Consider the following 20670-nt stretch of genomic DNA (forward strand, 5'->3'; position numbering starts at 1 on the left):
AAGCGCCGTCGCGGACTACGGCGTGGTTCGAACAGCTCCCCGCGGGCGGCCCCTTCACGGCCGCGTCCCGGGGAGCGGTCTGCCACGCATGGCCCGCCCGGACGACACGAGGGGCCGTGGTGGGGACCGCACAGCAACAGGACCGGCGTACAGCGGGGAAGAGACTCCTCTCCCTGTTCTCGGCGGCAGCGGTGACGTTCGCCGCGACCGTGGCCTTCGTCACCGGCGCCCCTCCGGCGTCCGCCGACCCCATCGAGCAGTGCACGCCCACCGTGGGCGCCATCGTGGCGGTCGACTTCGGGCCGTTCGGCGGGGGTGTGGTGCGCGGCTGCGACACCACCCCGACCACCGGGTACGAGCTCCTGCGCGACGGCGGGTTCACCACCGAGGGCACCCAGCACGACGGCCCCGGCTTCATCTGCCGCATCGGCAACGCCGCCTTCAACTCCGGTACGCAGTACCCGACTCCGAAGACCGAGAAGTGCATCCTGACCCCGCAGGCCACCGCCTACTGGTCGTACTGGATCGCCTCGCCCGGCCAGGAGGACTGGTCCTACAGCCCACTCGGCGCGATGAGCCGCCAGCCCAAGCCGGGGGACGTGGACGCGTGGGTGTTCGGCGGCACGGACATCGGCGGCTCCACCGGCCGCCCCACCTTCACCCCCGACGACGTCCGCGCGGGCGGAGGCGTCAAGCCGACGCCGCCCGAGGAGCCGGACGTCCCGGACGGGGAGATCGACGTACGGGCCGCCGGCCGCTGGGTGGCGAAGCAGCTGCACGACGGCACCCATGTGGTGGACGAGGGCTCCGAGACCCCGAACTACTTCCTCACCACCGAGGCCGTGTACGCGCTCGCCGCGGCGGGCGGCCGGAGCCCGGCCCTGGACAAGGTGGTGGCCCGTCTCGCCTCGGGCGCCGGTGAGTACGCCTACGCGGCGGGCTCCGAGGAGGCACCCGACGCCACGGCCGCCGCGCGGCTGGCCCTGGTCGCGTCGAGCACCGAGGGCGACCCGCGCGACTTCGGCGGGCACGACCTGCTCGGCGACCTGGTGGCGAACGTCTGCCAGGAGGGGCCCGGCCCGGGCTGCTCGGCGAAGGGCGACTTCAAGAACGCCTCCTACGGCGACGGACAGGCGCTGGCCGTGCTGGCGCTGCTGCGCGGCGGGATCGTGCCGCCCGCCGAGACGGTGACCCGGCTGACCCGGCTGGTCTGCCAGGACGGCTCGGTGAGCTACATCCTCATCGGCCCCGGCGAGAACTGCGACGGCGACCCGGCGACCACCGGTCTCGTCGCCCTGGTGCTGCACAAGGCGGGCGGCCACGACGCCGTCGTCGCCAAGACGCTCGCGTACCTGAAGAAGGCGCAGCTCACGAGCGGCGCGTTCCCCTCGTCCAACCACGACACCACCGGCTCCGTCACAGCCACCGCCTACGCGGCGCAGGCGCTGCGCGCGCTCGGTGAGACCCGCCGGGCCGACGCGGCCGTCTGGTGGCTGTCGCAGGTGCAGCTCGACGACGGCGGTTTCGGGTTCGACGAGAGCTCCACCGACGGCGCCCTCTACCCGACGGCCCCCTCCGTGCTGGCGGGCGCCGGCACGGACCTGGTCACCCTGACCACGAAGGTGACCGAGCCGACCCAGCCGCCGTCGCCCTCCCCCACCCCGACCCCTCCGCCCACCACCACCCCGCCCACGAAGCCCCCGGCCGGTGACGGCCCGGACCTCAAGAAGGGCGTCGCCTACCTCACCCGCCCCGCCAACCTCCTCCAGGGCCGCTACTACGGGGCGCCCGGCTCCACCACCCGGGCCGACTTCGGCCTCACCGTCGACGGCGCCTTCGCCCTGGCCGCGACGGGGCACGACAACAACGCGCTGCGCACGGTCGTGGACTTCCTGGACAAGGGCGGCAAGGACCGCGAAGCCCGTACGGTGCACGACTGGACCAACGTCGGCACGGACCACGCCCTGGGCGGCGCGATGGGCAAGGCGGCGGTGCTCGCCCAGGTCGTCGACCGCGACCCGCGCGACTTCGGCGGCAAGGATCTGATCGCGGGTCTGGCCGACGCGGTCTGCGCGGAGAAGAGCCCCCAGCCGGACCGCAGCTGCGCCGACAAGGGCGCCTACGCCTACGCGATGTCCGTCTTCGGCCAGTCCCTCGGCGTCATCGCCCAGCTGCGGGCGGGCGAGGAGAGCGCGGCGAAGGCCCCGGTCGCCTATCTGGCCGGGCTCCAGGACACCTCGTCGGGTGCCTGGCCGAGCCTGGTCCCGCCGACGGGTGACGCGGACGTCGACTCCACCGCGATGGCGGTGATGGCCCTGGACCTGGTCCCCGGCGGCACGCACACGGCGGCCGTGGACAAGGCCCTGGCCTGGATCGCCTCGCAGCAGCTCAAGGACGGCGGCTTCCCGGGCGCGGCGGGCAACTCGGTGAACTCCGCGGCGCTCGCCGTGCAGGGCCTCTCCCTGGACGCCGAGAAGTACGGCAAGCAGATCACGAAGGCTGGCAAGTTCCTCGCCTCGCAGCAGAACGCGGACGGCGGCTTCAACGTGGCCAAGGGCGGCCAGCAGGGCTCCGACCTGCGCGCCTCCACGCAGGCGGTGGGCGGTGCCACGGGGATCTCGTTCGGCACGCTGACCCGCAGCCTGGAGGGTACGGTGCCCAATCCGGTGCCGTCCTCCTCCGCCTCCGCCCCGGTGATCGTCACGCCCGGGGACAGCGCGGGCTCGGCGGGCGGACCGGGCATCGTGAACACCGACGGGTCCGGGGGCTCCGGCGGTTCAGGGGGCAACCTCGCGTCCACCGGCTCGCAGGCGCTCGGCCTCGCGGCAGCCGCCGCCGTGCTGGTCCTCGCGGGCTGGGGCACGGTCGTGGCCGCCCGCAACCGGCGTACGGCCCCGGGCGGTGAGCTGTGAGGCCGCGCCTCCGCCGGACCGTCGGCCACGCCCTGGCCGTCATCGGGCTGGCGGGCGCCGCCGTTGTCGCGCCCGCCGCCCCGGCGGGCGCGGCCCCGCAGCCGATCGGGAAGTGCACGACCTCCTCGGGCGTCGTCCTGGCCGTCGACTTCAGTCACTGGGGCGGTCCCGTCTACCGCTCCTGCGGTACGACGCCGACCACGGGCTACGAGCTCCTCAACCAGGGCGGCTGGCGGACCACCGGCACCGGGCACGACGGGCCGGCGTTCATCTGCCGGATCGGCTACAGCGGCCACCAGGGCGGCAAGCAGTACCCGACGCCCCAGCAGGAGAGCTGCGTCCTCACCCCGCCCGCCTCCGCCTACTGGTCGTACTGGCACGCCGATCCCGGGGAGAACACCTGGGAGTACAGCCAGCTCGGGGCCATGAGCTACAAGCCCAGGCCGGGCAGCGTGGACCTGTGGATCTTCGGCGGGACGAACATCGAGGGCACGAAGGGGCGGCCGACGGTCACCCCGGACCAGCTGCGCGCGCACAACACCCGCCCCGTGGGCGGCGATCCGGCGCCCGCGCCGAAACCGAAGCCGCAGCCCGACCCCGTACGGACGGCCCAGCCGCCGGGCGGGGGCGAGCAGGCCCCGCCGCCGCCCCCCGCCGCCCCGGTGAAGACGGTCACGGCGTCCCCCTCGGCGTCTCCTTCCCCCTCGGCTTCCCCCTCCCCGTCCCCTTCCGCGTCCCCGTCCCCCTCCCCCAGCGCCTCCGTGTCGGAGACGCCGGGTGATGCGGTGGCGGCGCCGGAGGCCCCGGCGAAGGTGGTGGACGCCGCTCCGGCGGCGGACGCGGAGCACGACTCCGGCTCGCTGCTGCCCGTCGCGGCGACGGCCGCTCTGGTAGCGGTGATCGGCGGCGCGGCCGTGTTCGCCGCGAAGCGCCGCCGCCGTGCGGAGTAGCGCCCGCGTGGCCGGTACGGCGGAGAAGCCCGGCACGCCGCTGCCGACGGCCGGGCCGGACAGCCGCGGGAGGCGGCTCCCGCGCACCCTGCATCCGGTCGCCTGGTGGATCTGGGCGCTCGCCCTGGCCACGGCCGTCAGCCGGACCAACAACCCGCTGCTGCTCTTCCTGGTCCTCGCGGTCCTCGGCTATGTCATCACCATGCGGCGCACCGAGGCCCCGTGGGCGCGGGGGTTCAAGTACTACCTGTATCTGGCCCTGACGGTCGTCGCGATCCGGGTGCTCTTCCGCGCGGTCTTCGCCACCGGTATGACCCCGACCGACCACTACCTGTTCTCCCTGCCGCACATCCCGACCCCGGACTGGTACGCGGGCATCCAGCTCGGCGGCCCGGTCTCCCTGGAGGCGCTGCTGTCGGCCGCCACGGACGGGCTGCGGCTGGCCTGCATGCTGTGCTGCATCGGCGCGGCGAACACGCTCGCCAACCCGAAGCGGGCGCTGCGGGTGCTGCCGGGCGCGCTGTACGAACTCGGTGTCGCCGTCACCGTGTCGATCAGCGTCGCCCCCCAACTGGTGCAGAGCGTGCAGCGGGTGGCCCGGGCGCGGCGGCTGCGGGCCGGTCGCAACAAGGGGCTGAAGGCGCTGCGGGGCGTGGTCGTGCCGGTGCTGGAGGACGCGTTGGAGCGGTCGCTGCGGCTGGCCGCGGCGATGGACTCGCGCGGCTACGGGCGGGCGGGGTCGGCCACCGCGGGCTCGCGCCGGCTGACCGGGGTGCTGATGCTCCTGGGGATGTGCGGGCTGTGCGCCGGGGCGTACGGGCTCCTCGACGCGACCGCGCCGAAGCTGCTGGGGCTGCCCGCGCTGCTGGCCGGTTCGCTGTTCTGCCTGGCCGGGCTGCGGCTCGGGGGGCGGCGGGTGACCCGGACGACGTACCGCCCCGATCCGTGGCGGTTCGCGGAGTGGGCGGTGGCGTCCTGCGGGGTGCTCTCGGCCGTCCTGCTCTTCGTGAACCTGGGCTACGACCCGGCCGAGCTCAACCCGTCCATCTATCCGCTGAGCTGGCCGACGCTGCCGCTCGTCCCGGCCGCCGCGATCCTGCTCGCCGGGGCGGCCGGGTTCCTGGCGCCGCCGCCGAGCGCCCCCACCCCGCACCCGACCGTACAGCGCACCGAGGAAGCCGCATGATCACCTTCGACCGGGTGTCCGTCGTGTACGACGGCGCCGACGAACCGGTCCTGCGGGACGTGGAGCTGGAGGTCGACGAGGGGGAGCTCTGCCTCGTGGTCGGCCATACGGGGGTCGGCAAGTCGACCCTGCTGGGTGCGGTCAACGGGCTCGTCCCGCACTTCACGGGCGGCACGCTGTACGGCACGGTCACGGTCGACGGCCGCGACACCGCGGACCATCCGCCGCGTGAACTCGCCGATGTCGTCGGCGTGGTGGGCCAGGACCCGCTGGACGGCTTCGTCACGGACACCGTGGAGGAGGAACTCGCCTACGCGATGGAGCAGTTGGCCATCGCCCCGAACGTCATGCGCAAACGGGTGGAGGAGACCCTCGATCTGCTGGGGCTCGCCGATCTGCGCCACCGGGCGCTGCACGAGCTGTCCGGCGGGCAGCAGCAGCGCGTCGCGATCGGCTCCGTGCTCACCGCCCACCCGCGCGTCCTGGTGCTGGACGAGCCGACGTCCGCGCTCGACCCGACGGCGGCCGAGGAGGTGCTGGCCGCGGTGACCCGCCTCGTCCACGACCTGGGGGTCACGGTGCTGCTCGCCGAACACCGCCTGGAGCGGGTGGTGCAGTACGCGGACCGGGTCATCCATCTGCCGGGCGACGGCCGGGTGGTGTCGGGCGCCCCGGCGGAGATCTTCACCGCCTCCTCGATCGCGCCGCCCATCGTGGAGCTGGGCCGCGCCGCGCGCTGGTCGCCCCTGCCCCTCTCGGTGCGCGACGCCCGCCGGGCGGCCCGCCCGCTGCGCACCGCCCTGGACGGCACACCACCGCCGCCGGTGCGCCCGGTGCCGGACGCGCCGGGCGCGGCCCTGCTCACGGCGCGCGGGATCACGGTGGCGTACCGGGGGGTCGCGGCGGTCCGCGAGGTCGACCTCGAACTGCGGGAAGGCGAGATCACCGCGCTGATGGGCCGCAACGGCTCGGGCAAGTCCTCGCTGCTGTGGGCGCTCCAGGGGTCGGGGCCGCGCAGGTCCGGCACGGTACGCGTCGACCGGGCGGACGCGGAGGGCTCGCGCGGCTCGGCGAAGGGCAGCGACCCCAAGGATCTGTCCGCCGCCGAGGCGCGGACGCTGGTCGGGCTGGTCCCGCAGACACCGACGGACCTGCTCTATCTGGAGAGCGTCAAGCAGGAGCTGGACCAGGCGGACACGGAGTCGGCGGTCCCGGTCGGCGGCGGGCCGTCGGCCCGGGCGATCCTGGACCGGCTGGCGCCCGGCATCGACGGCGCGACGCACCCGCGCGACCTCTCCGAGGGCCAGAAGCTGGCGCTGGTCCTCGCCATCCAGCTGACGGCGGCGCCCCGGGTGCTGCTGCTGGACGAGCCGACCCGGGGTCTCGACTACCGGGCCAAGTCCCAGCTCATCGCCATGGTCGACGAACTGGCCGCCGGGGGGCGGTCGGTGGTGATCTCCACCCATGACGTCGAGTTCGCGGCGCGGGCGGCGGACCGGGTGGTGGTGATGGCCGAGGGCGACATCGTCGCGGACGGTCCGACGGCCGAGGTGATCGTCGCCTCCCCCGTCTTCGCCCCGCAGGTGGCGAAGATCCTCGCCCCGCTCCCGTACCTGACGGTCGACCAGGTCGTCTCCGTACTGCCGGGCGAGGGGGCGGACGCGTGAAGAAGCTCCCCGGACTTCCGCAACTCCCGGATCTCACCGAGCGCTCCGCGGGCGCCATCCGTATCGCGCCGCGCGCCGCGATCGTGATCACCATGGCGGCCTTCATCGGGCTGGTCGCCTTCTTCTGGCCCTTCGTCGTCGCCCCGGGCCGACTGGGCGCCAACTACGCGCCTCCGCTGATCTTCGGCGTCCTGCTGATCCTCGTCCTGTGCGTCGTGATCTCGGAGATCGCCGAGGGCGGCATCAGCTCCAAGGCCCTGGCGATGCTCGGGGTGCTCTCCGCCGTCAACGCGGCGCTGCGTCCGCTCGGGGCGGGGACGGCGGGCATCGAGACGGTGTTCTTCGTCCTCGTCCTGGCCGGGCGCGTCTACGGTCCGGGCTTCGGCTTCACGCTGGGCTGCACCTCGCTGTTCGCCTCCGCGCTGATCACGGGCGGGGTCGGCCCGTGGATGCCGTACCAGATGTTCGGCTGCGCGTTCGTCGGGATGCTCGCCGGTCTGCTGCCCCGCGCCACCGGCCGCCGCGAGGTGATGATGCTGGCCGTCTACGGATCGCTCTCCGGCTATCTGTACGGCTTCCTGCTCAACCTGTCCTTCTGGCCGTTCTCCCTCGACCCGAACAGCTCCATCGCCTACCTCCCCGGCCTCCCCTTCACCGAGCAGTGGCAGCGCTACCTCGCCTTCGACGTGGCGACCTCGCTCGGGTGGGACACGGGGCGCGCGGTCACGAACTTCATCTGCATCACCCTGGCCGGACCGGCCGTCCTGGTCACGTTCCGCAGGGCCGCCCGCAAGGCCCGGTTCCGCGCCCCGGTGCGCTTCGCCGCCCCGAAGGCCGGGGGGCCACGGTAGATTCGGGACACCGCGGGAACGTGGATCACTTCTTTGGGGGAAGTCGTGGACTGGGGGACACTCGTCGCGACGGTCGGCGGTGGTTTCATCGCCATCTCCGGGACCGTACTGGCCGACCATCTGCGCCAACGCCATGAGAAGGACCGAGGGGCGGCGGAACGGCGGCGGGCGGTCTACATCGAGTTCATCTCGGCGGTCGGGGAGTGCCACTCCCGGCTGCGGCAGATCGCCCAGAACCAGGACACCTCCCTCGACCCGGACCGGGCAGCCCGCACGGCGCTGAGCGAGGCGGCCGTCCACGAGGTGCGCGAGCGGCTCTTCATCGACGCGTCGGCCGAGGTGGCCGGTGCGGGGCAGGCGATGTTCGCGCGACTGCGCGCGGTCCAGCGGGTCGTGGCCACGGGCGCCACGCCCACATCCGCCGCCTTCCACGATGCCTACCACCCCTACCTGGACGCGGTCTGGGCCTACCGGGTGGCGGTGCGCAAGGAGTTGGAGGGCCGGACGTTCGCGCCGGAGTCCTTCGGGTGGGACGCGTGGGACGGGAAGGGCCGCTGCGTCATCTGTCAGGGCGAGCTGACGGTGGGGGCGTGAGGGGGCCTCCGGCGGGGCGGGTTCAGCCGCGCTGCGGCCCGGTCGGAGGCGATGGCCATACCATACGATCGCCACTTTTCCCGCCCGACCCCGAAATGGTTGCAGCGCCGCTTGAGATGCGATAAGCCGACAATAGCCGCGAGCGGACGGTGTACCCGTAGCCTTTCGGGGTGGCCATGCACACCAGCCGGCCCCTCCGCGTTCCCGTCGGGACCGACCCCGGGCGGTGGAGCGCCTTTCAGCTTCGCCGCCTCCGGGTTGGTGCGCAGGGCCCGGCGGAGCCTGAGCCGCCACTCCTCCTCGGCATCGGCGGCGCTGTCCTCGTCGGCGCCCGCGCGGAGCCCGATCCGCTCCGCGCGGGACTCCTCCAGCTCCGCGTCGACGGCCGCGCTCTCCTCGTCGTTCCGCGCCAGGAACCTGGCAACCCGGCCGCGCACCTGGTTCCACGCCTCGGTGGCCATCAGCCCCACGAGGGCCGTCGCGCCCGATGCCGCCAGTGCCGCCAGTGCCGCCAGTGCCGCCAACTCGGCTTCCACCGAACCCCCTACGCCTCACCCGCCACCGTACGGGCACGTAACCCGCCGCTGGTGCAGCCGTAGAGAGCGAACAGTCCCACCGGAAGCGGAATCAGGGGCGCGGCGCGGTGCGGTTCCGGCCATGTCTGCCGAGGTCAGCCGTGCGGCGCGGGGCTCCTCTCCGTGGGGCGGCCCTCCGGCCGCGGCAGTCCCGCCATGAGCGCCGCCGCCACCGCCAGATGCATCAGCGCCAGGGACGTACGCGTTCCGCCGCTCATCCCGGATCCGGTCAGCGGGAGGAACGACAACAGGAGGACGGCGAAGGCGGCCACGGTCCACAGGAGGCGCGCGCGTCCGGTGAACCGTTCCAGGGCCGCCAGCAGCCCCCAGCCCAGCAGGGAGACCAGCAGCGCGAGCACCACGACCGGCAACAGGCCGATGTCCAGGGTCTCCCCCGCCTCCGGGTCGGTGATCCGCAGCCGGTGGCCGAGCAGCGGGTCGGTGACGAGCCAGACGAGGGCGGGGGCCAGGACGGCAATAAGGACCGTGAGGGAACGGCGGCTCCGGACGGGGGCCGTCATCGGTCCCCCTCCGTACGGGAGAGCGCGCCGTGGAGGAAGACGTCCGCCAGCTGCTGTGTGGTGAGGCGGGTTTCCTCCTCGGGGCGCGGGCGGGTGAACAGGAGGCCGAGGAAGAGCGCGGCGACCTGGTCGGCGGGGAGGCGCAGCGCGTCCCTGTCGGGCTCCAGGAGCTCCGCGACCGCGCCGCGGATGGCCGCCATCGACTCCTCGCGCCCCATGCCCCGGCCCTGCTCGCCCGCCGGGGTGTCGCGGCGGCGGTGGCCGGAGGCGTGCAGCGATCCGGCGACGGCGCCCATCCGGTCCAGATGCGCCTCCAGGGCGTCGGCGGCCTCGGCCAGACGGTCCGGCAGCGGGAGGTCCACCGGGATCGACATCAGTTCGCGTACAGCGTGGTCGTGGCGCATCGCTTCGGCCATGCAGGCATCGAGAAGCTCCTCCTTGTCGGCGAAGACGCGGAAGATCGTCGCCTCGCCGATACCGGCGGCGCGCGCGATCTTGCTGGTGGTGACCGCGGCTCCGTACTCGGCAATCAGGGGAATCGCCGCCTTCACGATCATTTCCCGGCGCTGCTCGGGGCTCATGCCCGCAGCGCGACGGCGAGTAACCGGTTGTTGTGTCATGCCTCGAACTCTACGGAGTGAGTACTCACTCCGTCAAGGTCCCCGTCCCTCCCCGGGCGCCCGGGGCAACCGCGAACGAGCCGGACGCGTGATGATGGATGAGGGACAGCGACGCGGCAGCGCTCCGCCGGGAGGGCCGGCCGGTGCCCCCGGAAGGACGGTCGCCATGTCAGCAGCCCGAGGCAGGACACCGGCCGCGGCCCTGGTCGTCGCGCTCTTCCTGGCCCTGCTCGCGGCCGGGTGCACGGGCGGGGGCGGTGCGGAGCCCGACACCCGGAGCAGCAGCCCGTCCGGTACGGGGGCGGAGGCGAAGGTGCTCGCCGTGAAGATCGACAACGTGGCACCGGCCCGCCCGCAGACCGGCCTGGAGCGGGCGGACATCGTCTACGTCGAGCAGGTGGAAGCCGGTCTCAGCCGACTCCTCGCGGTCTACTCCTCCGAGCTGCCGCCGGTCATCGGCCCGGTCCGCAGCGCCCGGGAGACCGATCTTGAGCTGCTGCGCCAGTTCGACCGGCCGGTGCTCGCCTTCTCGGGGGCGCAGAGCAGGCTCCTCCCGGCCATCGACCGGGCGCCCCTGGACGCCGTACCGCCGTCGACCGCACCGCAGGCGTACTTCCGGGGCCAGGACCGCCCGGCCCCGCACAATCTGTACCTGCGGCCCGAGCGCATCCCGTACACCGCCGCCGGGACCCATGCCGTCGAGGCCCTGGGGCTGACGTTCGGCCCGGCGCCGCCCGGCGGAAGCGCCGAGGACAGCCGTACGGTCCGCTTCCCGTCCGCGCGCACCACCTTCACCTGGTCCGCCGACAGCGAGCGGTGGCTGGTCTCCCTGGACGGCTCCCCGGCCCGTACGAGCGAGGGGGAACCGCTCGGGGCCGCCACGGTGATCGTGCAGGACGTGACCGTCCGCCCGTCGGACTTCGGCGACCGGTCCGGGAACAACACCCCGTTCACCGAGACCGTGGGCTCGGGGACCGCGCACGTCCTGCGCGACGGCATGGCGCACGAGGCCCGGTGGGCGCGGACCGCGGAGGACGCGGACACGGAGTTCACCACGCCGGACGGCCAGCGGATCGAGCTGGCCGACGGGCCGCTCTGGATCGTGTACGCGCCCCGCTGAAACCGCCGGGTGCGGTCCGGGCCACCGGCTGCGGACCGGACCGCACATCGGCGGACGACTACTGCCAGACCTTGATGTAGTCGACGCTCAGCTTCTGCGGGAAGCGGCTGGTGGCGTCCGGCGCGCCCGGCCAGTCACCCCCCACCGCATTGTTGAGGATCAGGAAGAAGTCGTGGTCGAACACCCAGGGCCCACGGGTGCGTTCCAGCTCCTCCCGGTCCACCCGGAACGAGACCCGGCCGTCGACCCGGAACGTCATACCGGTGCTGTTCCAGTCCACGGAGAACGTGTGGAAGTCGTCGGCGAAGTCGGCGCCCCCGGGCAGGGAGTGAGGGCCTCCGTAACCGGCCGCGCCGTGGTAGGCGGGCGCGTGCAGGGTGGAGTAGGTGGTGTTCGGCTCCTTGCCCACGTGTTCCATGATGTCGATCTCACCGGTGTACGGCCACGGGCGCCCCTGGTCGAAGTAGTCCGCGCCCAGCATCCAGAACGCGGGCCAGAGCCCCTGGGTGCCGGAGACCTTGATGCGTGCCTCGACCCGGCCGTAGGTGAACTGGAACTTCCCGTAGGTGTTGAGCCGCGCCGAGGTGTACTGGCAGGTGGTGCTCCCGCTCAGCGGGTCGCGCGGGCAGGCCGAGCCCGGGGTCGGCTCGCGGCGGGCTTCCAGGACGAGGTTGCCGTCGCCGTCCTGGGCGGCGTTCTTGTTGTCGGTGTAGTACTCCAGCTCGTTGTTGGGTCCGGTGCCCGTCTCGGGGACCCACTTGGCCGGGTCGGGCGGGGCGCCCGCGGGGCCGTTGAACTCGTCGCTGAACACCAGCCGGTCGTAGGTGGGTTCGGGCGGCAGCGGCGGTGCGGGGATGGGCGCTCCGCCGGTGCCCCAGACCTGGAACTCCCAGAGTGAGTAGCCGTATTCGCCGCTGCGCTGGGTGGCGTACAGGCGTACGTGCCGGCCGGTGCCGCTGACGTCGAGCGTCTCCTTGAAGCCGGTGCCGGAGGCGGTCTGATGGATCGTGCGCCAGTCGGTCCCGTTGTCGGATACCTCGATCCGGTAGGCGCGGGCGTGGGCCGGGTCCCACTGGAGGACCACCCGGTTGACCGTGGCGGGGGCGCCGAGGTCGACCGCGATCCAGCCGGGGTCGGTCCAGCCGCCCTCGGGGCTGGTGGCCCAGCGGCTCGCGGGGTCGCGGTCGAACGCCTTGTCCGGGGTGCACTCCCAGCAGGTGCCGTCGTGCTGGGAGGTGGAGGCGGAGCCGGGCCTGCCGTACGAGAGGAGGACATCGCCGCCGGGGCCGCTGCCGCCGGTGGCGGAGTAGACCTGGAACTCGTACAGGGAGTAGCCCCACGGGGTGGCGCGTTCGGTGCCGAGCAGCCGGATGTAGCGGCCGGTCCCCGAGACGGTGAGGGTCTCGGTGCCTCCGGTGCCGGTAGTGGTGGAGTGGAGCGTCGTCCACTGCCGCCCGTCGGCGGAGAGCTCGATCCGGTAGCCCCTGGCGTACGCGGCCTCCCAGGTGAGGACGACCTGTCCGACGGCGGTGCTCGTGCCCAGGTCGATACGTATCCACTGGTCGTCGGTGAACTCGCTCGACCAGCGGGTGCCGGGGTCGCCGTCCACGGCGTTGGCGGCGGCGAAGGGGCCTTCGGTGCTGGAGGCGGTGACCGGCTTCCCCCGGGAGACGAGGACGGGCGCGGCGACGGCCCGTTCCGGGGCGAGAGCCACCGAGAGGGTGAAGAGGAGCGCCACCGCGGCCATGACGGCCAGGGCGATTCGGAGCCGTGGTGTTCCACGGGCATACATGCGGACTCCTTGCTCTGTAGCGGGGTCGGGCCGAGAGAGCGCTCCCCCACAGGGGGGAGCGTGGCGGGAGCCGCACCAGCCGTCAAGAGGGTGCGGACCGATCGGCGAACCGGCCCCACACGAACCCGACCGGACCCTCAGTCCTGAAGTTCCGTCAACTACCGCCACGCCTTCAGGAGATGAAACATCGCGCAGCCCTGGAGGCCGATGAGGGCAATCCTGTGCACAACTCTTGACGCGGCCGAAACGCGGGAGAATTATTCGACCACCGAGAGAGCGCTCTCTCCCCCTCGGGGAGTTCGCGCCCGCCCCCACCTCAGCCCCCGCACGGATGACACCTCAGGAGATCAGCACATGTCTGTTGCCCTCGTCAGACCCTCGCGGCCCCCGGTGGCCGCACTCCACCGGCGGCGCGCCCTCGGCTTCGCCCTGGTGGCCGCCCTGGTCGCGACCCTGCTCGGCGTGGCGCAGGCCGCACCCGCCCAGGCCGCGCCCGTCCTGCTCTCCCAGGGCAGTCCGGTGACCGCGTCCAGCGAGGAGAACGGCGGTACGGCCGCGGGCAACGCGGTCGACGGGGACGGCGGAACCCGCTGGTCCAGCGCCTTCTCCGACCCGCAGTGGCTGCGGATCGACCTCGGCTCCCCGGCCGCCCTCAGCCGCGTCGAGCTCTCCTGGGAGGCCGCGTACGCCAAGGGCTACCGCATCGAGCTCTCCACGAACGGCTCCGACTGGACGACCGCGTACAGCACCACCACCGGCCGGGGCGGGAACGAGACGCTCGGCGTCTCGGGCGAGGCCCGCTACGTACGCCTCACCGGCACGGAGCGCGCGACCGGATACGGCTACTCCCTCTGGGAGTTCAAGGTCTTCGGTACGCGGGACGGGGGCGGCGGCCCGGAGATTCCCGGCGGCGGCGACCTCGGGCCGAACGTCCATGTCTTCGACCCGTCCACGCCGGACATCCAGGGCAAGGTGGACGAGATCTTCGAGCAGCAGGAGGAGGCCCAGTTCGGCTCCGGGCGCCACGCGCTGCTGTTCAAACCGGGTACGTACAACAACCTGAACGCGCAGATCGGGTTCTACACCCAGATCGCCGGCCTCGGGCTGCACCCGAACGACACCACGTTCAACGGTGATGTGACGGTCGACGCGGGCTGGTTCGACGGGAACGCCACCCAGAACTTCTGGCGCGCGGCCGAGAACCTCACCCTCAACCCGGTCTCCGGGACCAACCGCTGGGCCGTCTCCCAGGCCGCCCCCTTCCGCCGCATGCACGTCAAGGGCGGGCTCAACCTCGCCCCCGACGGCTACGGCTGGGCCAGCGGCGGCTACATCGCCGACAGCAAGATCGACGGCGAGGTGGGCCCGTACTCCCAGCAGCAGTGGTACACCCGCGACAGCTCCGTCGGCGGCTGGACCAACGCTGTCTGGAACATGACGTTCTCCGGTGTGCAGGGCGCGCCCGCGACCAGCTATCCGAACCCCCCGTACACCACGCTCGACACCACCCCGATCTCGCGCGAGAAGCCGTTCCTCTACCTGGACGGCAACGAGTACAAGGTGTTCGTCCCGGAGAAGCGCGTCAACGCGCGCGGCGTCTCCTGGGACGGCGGAAGCCAGCGGGGCGAGTCCATCCCGCTGGACCGCTTCTACGTCGTCAAGCAGGGCGCCACGGCGGCGACCATCAACGCGGCGCTCGCCCAGGGGCTCAACCTGCTGTTCACGCCCGGGGTTTACCACGTGGACCGGACGATCGAGGTGAACCGCGCCAACACCGTCGTCCTGGGTCTCGGCCTCGCCACGGTCATCCCGGACAACGGGGTGACCGCGATGAAGGTCGCCGATGTCGACGGCGTGAAGCTGGCCGGATTCCTCATCGACGCCGGTCCCGTCAACTCGCCGACCCTGCTGGAGATCGGCCCGCAGGGCGCCTCCGCCGACCACGCGGCCAACCCCACCACCGTGCAGGACGTGTTCATCCGCATCGGCGGCGCGGGCCCCGGCAAGGCGACCACCAGCCTGGTGGTCAACAGCCATGACACGATCATCGACCACACGTGGGTGTGGCGCGCGGACCACGGCGAGGGCTGGGGCTGGGAGACCAACCGGGCCGACTACGGCGTCCGCGTCAACGGCGACGACGTCCTGGCCACCGGACTCTTCGTCGAGCACTTCAACAAGTACGACGTCGAGTGGTACGGCGAACGCGGCCGCACCATCTTCTTCCAGAACGAGAAAGCGTACGACGCACCCAACCAGGCCGCCATCCAGAACGGCGACACCAAGGGCTACGCCGCCTACCGCGTCGACGACTCGGTCGAACAGCACGAAGGCTGGGGCATGGGCAGCTACTGCTACTACAACGTCGACCCCACCATCATCCAGGAACACGGCTTCAAGGCACCGGTCAAACCGGGCGTGAGGTTCCACAACCTGCTGGTCGTCTCCCTGGGCGGCCACGGGCAGTACCAGCACGTCATCAACAACATCGGCTCCCCGACCTCGGGAACGTCGACGATCCCCTCGACCGTCGTCAACTTCCCCTGATCTAGCGGTACTTCCCCTGACCGCACCGCAGGAGCCCTCCGGTGGACGTGACCGTCCGGCCGGAGGGCTCCCGCCTGCGCGCTCAGCGGCGGAGCCGGTGCTCGATGAGGGTGATGGCGTCGTCCACGAACCGTTCGAAGTACGCGTCGCTGGTGAGCGTGGGCAGTTCGGCGGCGGCACGGGCGTACGGCACGTCCAGATCGGGGTGGGCGGCGAGCCAGGGCGCGGGCACGGGCTGCTGCATCATCGCCCGGACGGTCGCGTCGCTGCGGTCGTAGCGGTAGTCGATCAGCAGGGTGAAGGCGAAGACGTCCTGGAGGAAGCGGCCACGGACGTGCACCGCGTCTTCCAGGCCGAGCCCGATCGCACAGAGGAACGCCAGCATCTCCTCGGTGTGCAGGAGCCGGGCCGGGTGGATCTCGGCCGGGGTGACTCGCTCGTCCAGGGAGATCAGGGTCGCGCGGGGCACGGCGCGGTACTGCTCGCGGGCCGCGCGGTAGATCCGGCGGACCGTGGAGCGCCAGTCGTCGACGTCGTACACATGGCGGGGCAGCCGCTCCATCATCAGCCGGGCGGTGAGGTCGACGACCTCCTGCCGGTCCTGCACCAGGTTGTACAACGCCCTCGGCGTGACCCGCAGTTCCTCGGCGAGCCGCCGCATGGTCAGGGCCCCGAACCCCTCCTCGCCTGCGATGCGCAGTGCGGCCCGCGCGATCCGGTCCCGGTCGAGCGGCGGGCGCTCGGCGGCGGGCGGACGGCCGCGGCGGGGCCGGGGGCCGGGTGAGGTCATGACGGGGTGGCTTCCGGTCGGGGGCGGCGGCGGGGCGGGGTCACCACCGAGTTTAAGGGGTGCGCGGTTTCCGGGGCCGTACGGCTTCGAGGGTGGTGCGGCGGGCCGCTACCCGGCGACCGTGAGCAGGAGTTCGCAGTCCATCGTCTGAGTGTAGGCCCGGCCGTCCTGCGTGTACTCGAAGCGGCACCGGCGGACAGGGCCTTCCGGCGGTGATGTGATCTTCAGCCTCACCGCGTAGAAGATGTCGCTCGTCTCCCCGGCCGGGACCTCGACGGCCCTGTCCGCGTAGTTCCTCAGCCGGGCGAAGTCGGGTGTGTGGGGCTCCCCCTCGGTCGCCAGCAGCGGGAGCCCGTCGGTGTCGCTCATGTCGTACGCGCCGTACCCCAGGACCTCGATGCCGGGAGGGACGTGCTCGACCGCGGCCCGTGTGATCCCGATGGGCTCGTCGGAGATGTTGCCCGGCACGGGAAGCGCGAAGTACCAGACCTGGCCCACGCGGGCGTTCTCGCTGCCGACTGTGCCGCTGGCCTGCATGCCGTCGGCCGCCAGTGCGGTGCCCCATCGTCGCCCGTCGGTCCGCTGCGCCGCCGATCCGGCCGGCATCAGGACCGCGAGGAGCAGGACCAGAAGCAGGACACGTATGCGCGTGGACGGCACCGGGCTCACCCGAGACCTTGTCATTCTTCCCCCGAAGTGTGGTGACGAGCCCCACTCCTCTTCTCCGCAGGGCGAGTTGAAGTATGCCGCCCCGCAGAACGGAGGCTTCGCCCTGTTCGCCCCGAGGATGGCCGAATTAAATACACGCAGCGTTGATTTATTGGGCTTCTGCTGCCAAGGTGAGGCAACCCTTACTCAGCAGCCGAGGCAGGAACGATGACCGCCCCCGAGCACAGCCATGCCACCGTCCCCCCGCCCACCCTCCGCTCGATCGTCGCCGAGCACCGCCGGGGGCTCATCACCTCGGCGCTGCTGTCCGTCCTGGCGGCCGCGTGCTCGATGGCCCCCTACGTCGCCGTCTATCTGACGGCCGCCGAACTGTTCGCCCCCGGCCCCGTCGACCAGGGCCGGATCGGATGGATCGCGGCCTTCACCGCTCTGGCCGTCGTCCTGCGCTCCGTACTGGCGGGGGCCTCCTCTCACCTGGCGCACGTCACCGCGTACCGCATCCTGGCCCGCCTGCGGCTCGCGCTCGCCGACCGGCTCCAGCGCATACCGCTGGGGCGGGTGCAGCGCCGCTCCTCCGGTGAGATGAAGAAGCTGCTGCACGACGACGTCGAGCAGCTGGAGGAGGCCCTCGCCCACGGCGTACCGGACCTCGCGGCGGCCGCCGCCGTACCGCTGACCACCACCGCGCTGCTGATGGCCGTCGACTGGCGCCTCGGCCTGGTGGCGCTCGCGGCGCTGGTGCTGCTGCTGGCCGTCTCCGCTACGGGGATGGCGCTGGCGAACAAGAACAACGCGGCCCTCGCCGCCCACACCACGGTCCTCAACACCGCCGTCCTCACCTATCTCCAGGGCATCAAGGTCATCCGGGGCTATCTGCGCCAGGACTCCGGCTACGACCAGGCCCGGGCCGCGGTCATCGAGGGCGCGGAGCTCAGCGAGCGGACCCTGCGCAGCCCGGTGCGCTGGCTGGTCGGCGTGATGACCGTCGCGACCGGCTTCGCCGTGGCGCTGCTGGTGCCGGTCGCCGGGCACGGCTTCGTGGACGGCCGGACGGGGCTGGACACCCTGGCGCTCTTCCTGGTGGTGGCGCTCGGCTATCTGACGCCGGTGATCGGGCTGGTCGGCGTCCTGGCGACGGTGCTGGTGCGCGTCCAGTTCTCCGCGACGGCGGTACGGGAGATGCTCGCGAAGGAGGAACTGCCCGCGCCCGCCCGGCCGGAGGCGCCGACGCGCTTCGATGTGGCCCTGGAGGGCGTCGGGTTCGCGTACGAGAGCGGGCGCGAGGTGCTGCACGGGGTCTCCCTGGCGGTGCCGGACGGCAGCAGTTGCGCACTCGTCGGGGCCACCGGCTCCGGCAAGACCACCATCGCCCGGCTGATCGCCCGCTTCTGGGACACCGGCGGCGGGCGGGTGACCATCGGCGGGGTCGACGTACGGGAGATCGAACCGGCCCTGCTGGCACGGCTGGTGGCCTTCGTGCAGCAGGACGAGTACGTGTTCGCCACCACCCTGCTGGAGAACATCCGCATCGCCCGCCCCGGCGCCACCGACGCCGAGGTGATCGCCGCCGCCGAGGCCGCCCAGCTCGGCGAACTCACGGCGGAGCTCCCGGACGGCTGGGCCACCGCGCTCGGCGCCGGGGGCGGCAACCTCTCCGGCGGGCAGCGGCAGCGGATCTCCGTCGCCCGGGCCCTGCTCAAGGACGCGCCCGTCGTCATCCTTGACGAGGCGACCGCCTCCCTGGACGCGCTCACCGAACGCCGTACGCTCCAGGCCGTCCGGACGCTCACCCGGGGCCGTACGGTCATCGCCATCGCCCACCGCCTGGACACCGTCCGCTCCTCCGACCGGATCGCCGTCGTCGAGGACGGCCGTATCCGGGCCACCGGCACCCACGACGAGCTGCTCGCCGCCGACACCGGCTACCGGGAGCTGTGGAACGCCTACCGCGAGGCGACGGGCTGGCACCTGAGCGGCGAGGGGGCGAGCGGCCGGGTGGCGGTGTCCCCTCCTCCGCCCGCCACGACGGGAGAGGCCGACGGCTGGACCCGGGCGGCGCGCGAGGTGGTGCGCCCGGGCGTCGGCGAGCTGGGCTTCCTCGCCCAGTGGCGGACCCTGCTCGGCCGCGGCCGACGTGACCTGCTGCGCCGGGGCCTCCCCCGGCTGCTGCTGGAGGGAACGGTCCGCTCGGTCCCGCTCGCCGCGGTGTTCCTGCTGCTGGACGCGGCGGTCCGGCAGCAGAACGGCGGCCCGGAGCTGACGCACGGTTACGTCTGGGGGGTCACCGGCTTCCTGGCCGCCGGGCTCGTCCTGCGGCTGATCGCCGTCGACCGCACCAACACCGTCATCTGGTCGATCGCCACCCGGGCCAAGGCCGACCTCCAGCTCTCCGTGATCGAACGGCTGCGGCGCGTCCCGCTCGGCTTCTTCTCCCGGGTCGACAACGGCCGGATCTCGACGCTCGTCACCAACGACACCGTCATGATCGACTTCCAGAACCTGCCGCAGATGCTCACCGGCGCCTTCCTCCAGCCGGTGTACGTGTCCGTCGCGCTGCTGGTCATCGACTGGCGCCTCGCGCTCGCGGCGCTGGTGGGAATGCCCGCGTTCTTCCTGCTCACCGCGTGGAGCGACCGGATCTACCACCGGGTCTTCACCGATGTGCACCGCACCCGGGCGGAGACGTCGCTGATCCTCATCGAGCAGGCCCGGGGCGCCGCCGCCCTGCGCGCCCACCCCGACTCGGCGCTCGCGGGCCGCTACCGGGACGCGGTGGAGCGGCTGCGCGCGGCGAGCGTACGGATGTCGGTACGGGCCGCCCCGGTGACCGCGCTCGCCGCCATCGCCGTCGAACTCGGCCTGGTGGTGCTGATCGTGGTCGGCGCGGCCCTGTACGCGGCCGGGTCGGTCTCGGCGACCGTCCTGCTGATGTTCCTGCTGCTGTCGCTCGTCCTCTACCAGCCGGTGCAGGAGCTGACCACGCTGGCCGGCTACCGGCGCAACCAGGAGCAGATCGCCCGCAAGATCGGCGAGGTGTGGGACGCGCCGGTCCTCACCGAGCCGGAGCACCCCGCCGAGCCCTCCGGCGCCGAACTCCGCTTCGAGAACGTCCGGTTCACCTACACGGGATCGGAGAGCGACCTCGTACTGGACGGGGTGGACTTCAGCTGCCGGCCGGGCACGATCACCGCGCTCGTCGGGGCCTCCGGTTCGGGCAAGACCACGGTGGCCAACCTCGCCGCCCGCCTCTGGGACGTGGAATCCGGCGCGGTGCGCATCGGCGGCGCCGACGTACGGGAGCTCGGCAGCGACCGGGTGATGGGCCTGGTCACCACCGTCCACCAGGACGTGTACCTCTTCGACGGCACCGTCCGCTTCAACGTGACGCTCGGCCGGCCGGAGGCCACCGACGAGGAGGTGTGGGCGGCGCTGGCCGCCGCGCAGTGCGACGACGTGGTCCGGGCGCTGCCCGGCGGGCTCGACCACCATCTGGCCGACAGCGGCTCCGGGCTGTCGGGGGGTCAGCGCCAACGGCTTTCCATCGCACGGGCGTTGCTCAAGGACTCGCCGGTCCTCATCCTGGACGAGGCGGTCGCCGCCGTCGACCCGCAGACCGAGGCGAGAATCCAGGAGGCGCTGGCCCGGCTGGTGGCCGGACGGACGACGGTCGTCATCGCCCACCGTCTCGACACGGTCCGCGAGGTGGACCGGATCGTGGTGCTCGCCGGGGGTTCGGTGGAAGCGGCCGGGACGCATGAGGAGCTGGTCACCGCGAGCCCGACGTACCGCGCACTGCTGGACGCCCACGGCGCACAAGAGGTCTAGATAGGATCGCGCCAAGGAATTCGGGCAGAATCAGCCCCTGCGCCCGAGGAA

General features: G+C 72.6%; 14 protein-coding genes and 1 pseudogene. 9 read left to right on the forward strand and 6 right to left on the reverse strand.

What is annotated here, in order from left to right; translation table 11 throughout:
- Positions 1-119 precede the first annotated feature (119 nt).
- From B7C62_00915 to B7C62_00940, 6 genes are read left to right on the forward strand one after another with little or no spacing between them, the layout of a single operon-like run.
- Entirely contained in the window at positions 120-2912 is a 2793-nt protein-coding gene (locus B7C62_00915; protein ARF76918.1) for a peptidase, read from the forward strand.
- Positions 2909-3862, forward strand: coding sequence for a hypothetical protein (locus tag B7C62_00920; GenBank protein ARF70973.1), 954 nt, complete (start codon positions 2909-2911; stop codon positions 3860-3862). The genes B7C62_00915 and B7C62_00920 overlap by 4 nt, the downstream gene beginning before the upstream one ends.
- A 7-nt stretch (positions 3863-3869) precedes the next feature.
- A complete protein-coding gene (locus B7C62_00925) occupies positions 3870-5048 on the forward strand; it encodes a cobalt ABC transporter permease (protein ARF70974.1) in 1179 nt (392 codons plus the stop codon).
- Entirely contained in the window at positions 5045-6715 is a 1671-nt protein-coding gene (locus B7C62_00930) for a cobalt ABC transporter ATP-binding protein (GenBank protein ID ARF70975.1), read from the forward strand. The genes B7C62_00925 and B7C62_00930 overlap by 4 nt, the downstream gene beginning before the upstream one ends.
- Positions 6712-7566 (forward strand): ECF transporter S component, encoded by an 855-nt coding sequence (locus B7C62_00935; protein ID ARF70976.1) that lies wholly within the window; start codon positions 6712-6714, stop codon positions 7564-7566. Before B7C62_00930 ends, B7C62_00935 begins: the two co-directional genes overlap by 4 nt.
- 45 nt (positions 7567-7611) lie before the next feature.
- Positions 7612-8160 carry a CchlQ gene (locus B7C62_00940; GenBank protein ARF70977.1) on the forward strand — a complete coding sequence of 183 codons (549 nt, stop codon included), beginning with the start codon at positions 7612-7614 and terminating at the stop codon, positions 8158-8160.
- Positions 8161-8393: 233 nt separating this feature from the next.
- Here the strand turns inward: B7C62_00940 and B7C62_00945 are convergent.
- The 3 genes and pseudogenes from B7C62_00945 to B7C62_00955 form a co-directional block, all read right to left on the reverse strand.
- Positions 8394-8621, reverse strand: a pseudogene (locus tag B7C62_00945) (hypothetical protein).
- 209 nt (positions 8622-8830) lie between these two features.
- A complete protein-coding gene (locus B7C62_00950; GenBank protein ARF76919.1) occupies positions 8831-9214 on the reverse strand; it encodes a hypothetical protein in 384 nt (127 codons plus the stop codon).
- 38 nt (positions 9215-9252) lie between these two features.
- Positions 9253-9876: a TetR family transcriptional regulator gene (locus B7C62_00955; GenBank protein ID ARF70978.1), complete on the reverse strand. Its 624-nt coding sequence runs from the start codon at positions 9874-9876 to the stop codon at positions 9253-9255.
- A gap of 166 nt (positions 9877-10042) precedes the next feature.
- Here B7C62_00955 and B7C62_00960 point away from each other — a divergent pair, with 166 nt between their 5' ends.
- Complete coding sequence (locus tag B7C62_00960; protein ID ARF70979.1) at positions 10043-10996, forward strand: CchlO; 954 nt, start codon at positions 10043-10045, stop codon at positions 10994-10996.
- A gap of 58 nt (positions 10997-11054) precedes the next feature.
- Here the strand turns inward: B7C62_00960 and B7C62_00965 are convergent, their stop codons facing one another.
- The gene (locus tag B7C62_00965) at positions 11055-12788 is read right to left on the reverse strand and encodes a licheninase (protein ARF70980.1); all 1734 of its coding nucleotides are present in this window, start codon (positions 12786-12788) and stop codon (positions 11055-11057) included.
- A 354-nt stretch (positions 12789-13142) separates the two neighbouring features.
- On the opposite strand from B7C62_00965, the gene B7C62_00970 reads away from it, so the two are divergent.
- On the forward strand, positions 13143-15335 hold the full coding sequence (locus B7C62_00970) for a coagulation factor 5/8 type domain-containing protein (protein ARF70981.1): 2193 nt from the start codon (positions 13143-13145) through the stop codon (positions 15333-15335).
- 82 nt (positions 15336-15417) lie between these two features.
- Here the strand turns inward: B7C62_00970 and B7C62_00975 are convergent, their stop codons facing one another.
- Both B7C62_00975 and B7C62_00980 read right to left on the reverse strand, forming a co-directional pair.
- On the reverse strand, positions 15418-16125 hold the full coding sequence (locus B7C62_00975; GenBank protein ID ARF70982.1) for a TetR family transcriptional regulator: 708 nt from the start codon (positions 16123-16125) through the stop codon (positions 15418-15420).
- A gap of 108 nt (positions 16126-16233) precedes the next feature.
- Entirely contained in the window at positions 16234-16794 is a 561-nt protein-coding gene (locus tag B7C62_00980) for a hypothetical protein (protein ID ARF70983.1), read from the reverse strand.
- 207 nt (positions 16795-17001) lie between these two features.
- Between B7C62_00980 and B7C62_00985 the strand changes: the two genes are divergently transcribed.
- Complete coding sequence (locus tag B7C62_00985; protein ID ARF70984.1) at positions 17002-20619, forward strand: ABC transporter permease; 3618 nt, start codon at positions 17002-17004, stop codon at positions 20617-20619.
- The last annotated feature ends 51 nt before the right edge of the window (positions 20620-20670 follow it).

Origin of the sequence: Kitasatospora albolonga, assembly GCA_002082585.1 — a bacterium.
Taxonomy (GTDB): Bacteria; Actinomycetota; Actinomycetes; order Streptomycetales; family Streptomycetaceae; genus Streptomyces; species Streptomyces stephensoniae.